Consider the following 6,965-nt stretch of genomic DNA (forward strand, 5'->3'; position numbering starts at 1 on the left):
ACAATGCTGAGACAGAGAGATCCAGTTCTTGCATCCTTCACCCTGTGATCGCTTCCATATCAACCACATGCATTGTAGCTTATTCAGTTACGACTGTAGTACTAGACCTGCATGTTCATTACGTCGCGATAGGCCGATACCATTCGGTTGCGCACCTGAAGCCCCATCTCAAAGGCGACGCCGGCCTTTTGCATGTCAACCATGACATCGTTGAGCGCCAGGTTGGAATCGCCGCGTTGAAACGCCTCGGCCTGGCTTGCCGCCGTCTGCTGCAGGTCGTTAATACGCTGTAGCGACGCTGCAAGCTCACCGCCAAAGCTGCCCGGCTGCTCAGCGGCCCCGGGCTGGGTGACTGTTTCAGGGCGCTGGCCGGCCTGACTCGCCAAACTTTGCATCTGCTGTAGCGCGGATTGAATTGCGGGCGTTGTCATGGGCATGCCTTTAACGCTAAAAAATGAAATAATGGCATAACATTACCATCGGCGCGATGAGCCTTATGCGAACAAATGCGTATAAAACTCCGGGCTTTTCCTACCTTCAGGGCAGGTCGATCACCGGATAATAGCGCTCATCACGCCTCCGCCTGCTATACCGGTGGCACTCATGCGCTGAGTCCACCCGCCTGCGGACCATCGCGATTGACGGATAACAGCCTATGCTTTCTTCGGTGATGCGCCTTGACCATCGCCGGTTTTGTCTGCTTACCCGGAGGGTGGGATGAGCGAAACCGGTGCAACGGCAGGCCGTCAAAACACAAGCGCTGCCTCGCAAAGCGGCGCAAACCGCAGCGACAGCGCCGCGTCAATGACCGGGCGCATCACACAGCAGCTGCGCAGCAACCCGCTGGTTGCCCTGCTCATTGCCGGGGCGGCCAGCATTGCCGTTGTCGCGGCCCTTTTGATGTGGGCCAGCAGTCCCGACTACCGGGTGCTGTATAACAACCTCGATCAGGCCGACGGCGGACGCATCATTACCGAGCTTGACAGTCGCGGCGTGCCCTATCGCTTCAGCAACGGCGGCCAGGCGCTGATGGTGCCCGGCGAAAAAGTACACACCCTGCGCCTGCAGCTCGCCGAACAGGGCCTGCCGCAGGGAGGCAACGTAGGGCTGGAGCTGCTTGACGATCAAGCCTTCGGCATCAGCCAGTTCGCCGAGCAGGTCAACTACCAGCGCGGTCTGGAAGGCGAGCTGGCCCGCTCCATCGAGTCGCTGGGCCCGGTCAAGGAGGTCCGCGTTCATCTTTCCATGGCCAAACCGTCGGTGTTCATCCGTGACCGCGAGCCGGCCAAGGCCTCGGTGGTACTCACGCTGCTGCCCGGCCGCGTGCTGGGCCAGGGGCAGGTCAGCGCCGTGGTGCACATGGTGTCCAGCAGCGTGCCCGAGCTGGCCGCCCAGGACGTCACGGTCGTCAACCAGAACGGCCGTTTGCTGTCGGCCGATACCGGCCAAAACAGCGACCTGGACGGCTCGCAGCTCAAGTACATTGCCGAAGTCGAGCGCTCCTACCAGCAGCGCATCGAAAATATCCTGACCCCGATTGTCGGCGCCGAAAACGTGCGCGCCCAGGTGGCCGCCCAGATCGACTTCTCCCAGCGCGAGCAAACCTCGGAAACCTACGGCCCCAACCAGCCGCCCAACCAGGCCGCCGTGCGCAGCCGCCAGCTCAGCGTCTCGCTTAACGGCGACGACCCACTGGCATCGGGCGTTCCCGGCGCCTTGAGCAATACGCCCCCGGGCGCGGCCATCTCACCGATCAACGCCGCCGACGAGCCGGCAGAGGACGGCCAGGACAATCCGCCAAACAACGCCCAGGCGGGCGAAGGCGAGGACAGCAGCTCGGTCAGCCGTCTCAACCAGGACGACGTCATCAACTACGAGGTTGACCGCAACGTTGAGCACGTACAGTACCGTCGGGGCCAGGTGCAGCGCCTTAGCGCTGCGGTGGTGGTGGACTACCGCGACGAACAAAACGAGGAAGGCGAATGGCAACAGGTCGCTCTAAGCGACGAAGAAGTCAGCCAGATCAAAAGCCTGGTACGCCAGGCCATGGGCTTTACACCGGTGCGCGGCGATGCCATCGAAGTTGTGAACACGCCCTTCGCCAACGTCGTCGAGGAAGAAACCGTAACGCCCTGGTGGCAGCAGCGCGACGTGCTGACCCTGCTGGCAAGCTTGGGCCGCTACCTGCTGGTCGGTCTTGCGGTGCTGCTGCTCTACCTGCTGATTTTGCGTCCGCTGATCAAGCGCTACACACAGCCGCCGGCTATGGCATCCGCGCCCGGCGCTACGCTGAGCACAAGCGTCGGCGAAGATGACAGCGACGCAGACACCGCCGAAGGCAGCGAGGCCGATGACGGCTCGTACGAAAAACCCAAGCGCAAGCGCAAAACGTCGCTTTACGAACACAACCTCAACGATCTGCGCGAAATGGCCCAGGAAGATCCGCGCATGGTCGCCATGATTCTTCGCAGCTGGATGAACGCCCAATGAGCGCAGTTGAAGCAATGAGCGGCGCCCGCAAGAGCGCCATTTTGTTACTCGCCCTGGACGAAGACAGCGCCGCTGACGTCTTTCGTTACATGGGGGCCAACGAAGTACAGGAAATCAGCCTGGAGATGACCCGTCTCCAGCAGGTATCCCACGAAGATATGAAAGCCGTGCTGGAAGCCTTTCACAAGGAAACCGAAGATTTTGTCGCCCTCAACCTCAACTCCAGCGACCATGTTCGCTCGGTGCTGACCAAAGCGCTGGGCAGCGAACGCGCGACCAGCCTGATCGAAGACATTCTCGAAACCACCGGCGAAAGCTCCGGTATCGACTCGCTGAACCTGATGGAAGCCTCGATGGTCGCCGAGCTGATCCGCGACGAGCACCCCCAGATCATCGCTACCATTTTGGTACACCTGGAGCGCCATCAGGCCGCCGACGTTTTGGAGCTTTTCGACGAGAAGCTGCGCAACGACGTGGTGCTGCGCGTTGCCACCTTCAGCGGCGTGCAGCCCGCCGCGCTGCAGGAATTGACCGAGGTACTCAGCAGCATGCTCGACGGCCAGAACCTCAAGCGCAGCAAGATGGGCGGGGTACGCACCGCCGCCGAAATTCTCAACCTGATGAACTCGTCCCAGGAAGAAGTCGCCATCGAGACGGTGCGCTCCCACAGCGAAGATCTGGCGCAGAAAATCATCGACGAAATGTTTTTGTTCGAAAACCTGCTCGACCTGGACAACCGCGCCATTCAAATGGTGCTTCAAGAGGTCGAGACCAACTCGCTGGTGGTCGCACTCAAAGGCGCCGAAGACGTGCTGGTGGACAAGTTTTTGCGCAACATGTCCCAGCGCGCCGCCGATCTGATTCGCGAAGACATGGAAGCCCGCGGACCGATCCGCGTCTCTCAGGTGGAAACCGAACAGAAAGCCATTCTGCAGATCGTACGCCGCCTTGCCGACGCCGGCGAGGTAGTGCTGGCCGGTGGAGACGACGCCTATGTCTGATCGCCCCGGCGCCGAATTCGACCGCGACGGCAGCTGGCAGCGCTGGCAAATGGGCGAGCTCAAGCAGCCCACGCGCGCCAAAGACCCCCAGCCCGGCGCCTCCCAGCAGCAGCGCCGCGCGGCCGCAGCGCGCAAGGCCGCCGAACAGGCGCGCCAGCGCGAAGCCGAAAAACGTCAGGAAGAATACGCCAAACTCCGCCAGCAGGCCGAAGAAGACGGCTATAAAGCCGGCTTTGAGCGTGGCCGAGAGGAAGGCCGGGAGCAGGGGCTAAGCGAAGGCCGCCAACAGGCCCAGCAGGAGCTGGAAAAGCAGCTCAAGGAAACGCTGGCCCCGCTTGAGCCCCTGGCGCGACGCTTTACCCAGGCGCTGGACCAGCTTGACGACAGCGTGGCGCAGTCGCTGGTTGAACTTGCCCTGTCCACGGGCAAGTACCTGGCCGGCGACGCGCTAAGCGCCTCGCCCGAGCAGGTACTGGAGACCGTACGCGCACTGCTGCACACCGAGCCGCCGCTGGTAGGCCAGCAGCGGCTGTGGCTACACCCCGACGACCACGCGCTCGTCGCTCACCACATGGGTGACGAGCTCGACGCCGCCGGCTGGAAGCTCCAGCCCGACGCCCAGCTGGCCCGTGGCGACTGCCGCATCACCAGCGAACAGGGCGAAGTGGACGCCACCTTCGAAAGCCGCTGGCAAGCCATCAACGCACGCAAACGCACGCGCGACAGCGCCACCGGCGCGTCCGACACCGATGCATGAGGCCACTGTAACACCATGAGCCACACCTCCTGCCCTCACCAGCAGCGCTGGCATACCGTGCTGCGCCGCACCCAGCAGCGGGTCGAGCGCCTGCCGCGCACCCGCATCAGCGGACGCGTGGTGCGCGCCACGGGCATGGTGATCGAAGTGGTCGGGCTGAAGGTGGCCGTGGGCAGCGCCTGTCACATTGAGCTGCCCGGCATGGACGACCGCCCGGGGCAGCGCCGCCGCCAGGCCGAGGCCGAAGTGGTAGGGTTTGCCGGCGACAAACTATACCTCATGCCCCTGGAAGAAATATCCGGGCTTATGCCCGGCGCGCGCGTCACACCGCTGGGCGAAAACAGCGGCCACAGCGCCCGGCGTTTCCCGCTGGGCGAAAGCCTGCTGGGCCGCGTGATCGACGGCAACGGCACGCCGCTGGATGACGCTGAGCCGCTGGACGAAGCGCCCCGCGACACCCTCGATACGCCACCGCTCAACCCGCTGTCACGCGCGCCCATCGACACCCAGATTGACGTGGGCATCCGCGCCATCAACGCGCTGTTAAGCGTCGGCCGCGGCCAGCGCATGGGGCTGTTTGCCGGCTCCGGGGTCGGCAAGTCAGTGCTTTTGGGCATGATGGCGCGCTATACCCGAGCGGACGTCATCGTCGTCGGGCTCATTGGCGAGCGCGGCCGCGAAGTGCAGGATTTTATCGACAACATTCTCGGCCCCGAGGGCCGCCGGCGCGCTGTCGTGGTCGCCGCCCCGGCGGATACCTCGCCGCTGCAGCGCCTGCAGGGGGCGGCCTACGCCACCCGGCTTGCAGAAAACTTCCGCGACGACGGCCATGACGTGCTGCTGATCATGGATTCGCTGACTCGCTACGCCATGGCCCAGCGTGAAATCGCCCTGGCCATCGGCGAGCCGCCGGCCACCAAAGGCTATCCGCCGTCGGTATTCGCCAAGCTGCCCGGGCTTGTGGAGCGCGCAGGCAACGCCGAGCACGGCGGCGGCTCCATCACCGCCTTTTATACCGTGCTCACCGAAGGCGACGACCAGCAAGACCCCATTGCCGACTCGGCCAGGGCCATCCTTGACGGCCACATTGTGCTCTCGCGCAGCCTGGCTGAAGCTGGGCACTATCCGGCCATCGATATCGAGGCTTCGATCAGCCGTGCGATGACCGCCATCACCGATGCAGCCCAGCAGCGCCAAGCGCGGCGACTCAAGCAGCTTTTTTCACGCTACCAGCGCAACCGTGACCTGATCAGCGTCGGCGCCTATACCCCCGGGCACGATCCGCAGCTGGACGAGGCCGTCAATCGCTTCCCCGATCTTGAACGCTTCCTCCAGCAGAACATTGAGGAATGTGCGACGATAGACGCCTCGCGACAGGCGCTGGCCAACGTTACCGGCCAGCCGACGCAGGCCTCAGCAGGAGGGCAAGGATGAGTCATTCGCAGCTCGACATGCTCAGCGACCTGGCCCGGCAGGCCCGGGATCAGGCCGGGCAAACGCTCGCTCAGGAGCGCCAGGCCGAGCAGCAAACCACCGCCCAGCTTGACGCGCTCAAGCGTTACCGCGCCGAGTACAGCGCGCGCTTTCAGGCGGCCATGCGCGAGGGTATCGACCCTGCCAGCATGTACAATTATCAGCAGTTTCTCGCCTCGCTGGACACCGCGCTTGAGCGCGCGCGCCAGGCTCTCAACGAACAACAGCAGCGAGTGGCGAAAAGCCAGACGCAGTGGCGCCAGCAGCAGCGTGCGCTCTCGTCCTACGACACCCTGACGGAGCGCCGCCTGCGCCAGGCGCAGCAGCGCCAAGGCCGTCAGGAACAAAAACACAACGACGACCTGGTCAACAGCCGCACGGCACGCCGGCTGTCGGAAGCATCGTATTAACGGCGAAGGGGATTGCCGTCAACTACCTCTCCCTGAAGGGAGAGGCTTGTGAAAGCAGGCCCGGTTGACCAGGGAGAGCGGGCAACATGGCCACTACGTTGATAGCAGGTCGTCAAGACTCACCGCCGAATGCTTCCTCAGTTCGGCGCTCTGAAAGGTCGGGATCATGCGGGCGCAAGGTAAAACGCCGAAGGTTCTGACCGCTGCTGATAGCGTATCGTCGGCAGGAGCCGGTTATCGACATTCCCGAGGGGAGACGGATCGAACGATCCGCGACACAAGGCCCGTAAGGGCATTGATCAGGAGGAAATCGCCATGGCGGTTTTCGTGTGGGATAAACACAAGCAGCCGTTGATGCCGTGCAGCGAAAAGCGTGCCCGGCTGCTGCTGAAACGCGGTCGCGCCGTGGTGCATAAACGCTACCCGTTCACGATACGACTCAGGGATCGGGTGGGCGGCGACACGCAACCGCTTCGCCTGGGCATTGACCCCGGCAGCAAGACCACGGGACTGGCGCTGATGCGTGAATCGGACGGTGAGCAGCGCCATGTGCTGTGTCTGTTCGAGCTTTTGCATCGCGGCTTCCAGATCAAAAAGGCGCTGGAGCAGCGCGCCGCGTTTCGGCGCCGCCGCCGTTCGGCCCATCTGCGCTACCGGGCGCCACGGTTTAACAACCGCACGCGCAAAGCCGGTTGGTTGCCGCCCAGCCTGCAGCATCAAGTCGATACAGTGATGGCGTGGGTAAAGCGGCTAAGCAAGCTCGCCCCCATCACCGCGCTGGATAAGGAGCTGGTGCGCTTTGATACCCAGCGGCTCGACAATCCGGAGATAAGC

General features: G+C 63.4%; 7 protein-coding genes. 6 read left to right on the top strand and 1 reads right to left on the bottom strand.

The features are described 5' to 3' along the window. Window positions 1-101: 101 nt before the first annotated feature. Window positions 102-431, bottom strand: a complete 330-nt coding sequence (fliE, locus tag ABD654_RS00550) for a flagellar hook-basal body complex protein FliE (protein WP_344701224.1) — start codon at window positions 429-431, stop codon at window positions 102-104. Window positions 432-717: 286 nt separating this feature from the next. Here fliE and fliF point away from each other — a divergent pair, with 286 nt between their 5' ends. From fliF to iscB, 6 genes are all read left to right on the top strand, one after another. Further along, window positions 718-2,490, top strand: a complete 1,773-nt coding sequence (gene fliF / locus ABD654_RS00555) for a flagellar basal-body MS-ring/collar protein FliF (protein WP_344701226.1) — start codon at window positions 718-720, stop codon at window positions 2,488-2,490. Continuing rightward, on the top strand, window positions 2,487-3,491 hold the full coding sequence (gene fliG, locus ABD654_RS00560; RefSeq protein ID WP_344701228.1) for a flagellar motor switch protein FliG: 1,005 nt from the start codon (window positions 2,487-2,489) through the stop codon (window positions 3,489-3,491). Before fliF ends, fliG begins: the two co-directional genes overlap by 4 nt. Beyond that, entirely contained in the window at window positions 3,484-4,248 is a 765-nt protein-coding gene (locus ABD654_RS00565) for a flagellar assembly protein FliH (RefSeq protein WP_344701230.1), read from the top strand. Before fliG ends, ABD654_RS00565 begins: the two co-directional genes overlap by 8 nt. 15 nt (window positions 4,249-4,263) lie before the next feature. Beyond that, a complete protein-coding gene (fliI, locus tag ABD654_RS00570) occupies window positions 4,264-5,682 on the top strand; it encodes a flagellar protein export ATPase FliI (RefSeq protein ID WP_344701232.1) in 1,419 nt (472 codons plus the stop codon). Beyond that, the gene (gene fliJ, locus ABD654_RS00575; RefSeq protein ID WP_344701234.1) at window positions 5,679-6,131 is read left to right on the top strand and encodes a flagellar export protein FliJ; all 453 of its coding nucleotides are present in this window, start codon (window positions 5,679-5,681) and stop codon (window positions 6,129-6,131) included. Before fliI ends, fliJ begins: the two co-directional genes overlap by 4 nt. 315 nt (window positions 6,132-6,446) lie before the next feature. Next, window positions 6,447-6,965 (top strand): RNA-guided endonuclease IscB (gene iscB / locus ABD654_RS00580; RefSeq protein WP_344701236.1); only part of this gene is annotated, 519 nt, incomplete at its 3' end.

The sequence above is a fragment of the Halomonas cibimaris genome, assembly GCF_039537045.1.
GTDB lineage: Bacteria > Pseudomonadota > Gammaproteobacteria > Pseudomonadales > Halomonadaceae > Vreelandella > Vreelandella cibimaris.

What these genes read in the sequence shown, in the direction of transcription:
- fliE (WP_344701224.1), bottom strand. Translation starts at nt 431, where the DNA reads ATGACAACGCCCGCAATTCAATCCGCGCTACAGCAGATGCAAAGTTTG.
- fliF (WP_344701226.1), top strand. Translation starts at nt 718, where the DNA reads ATGAGCGAAACCGGTGCAACGGCAGGCCGTCAAAACACAAGCGCTGCC.
- fliG (WP_344701228.1), top strand. Translation starts at nt 2,487, where the DNA reads ATGAGCGCAGTTGAAGCAATGAGCGGCGCCCGCAAGAGCGCCATTTTG.
- ABD654_RS00565 (WP_344701230.1), top strand. Translation starts at nt 3,484, where the DNA reads ATGTCTGATCGCCCCGGCGCCGAATTCGACCGCGACGGCAGCTGGCAG.
- fliI (WP_344701232.1), top strand. Translation starts at nt 4,264, where the DNA reads ATGAGCCACACCTCCTGCCCTCACCAGCAGCGCTGGCATACCGTGCTG.
- fliJ (WP_344701234.1), top strand. Translation starts at nt 5,679, where the DNA reads ATGAGTCATTCGCAGCTCGACATGCTCAGCGACCTGGCCCGGCAGGCC.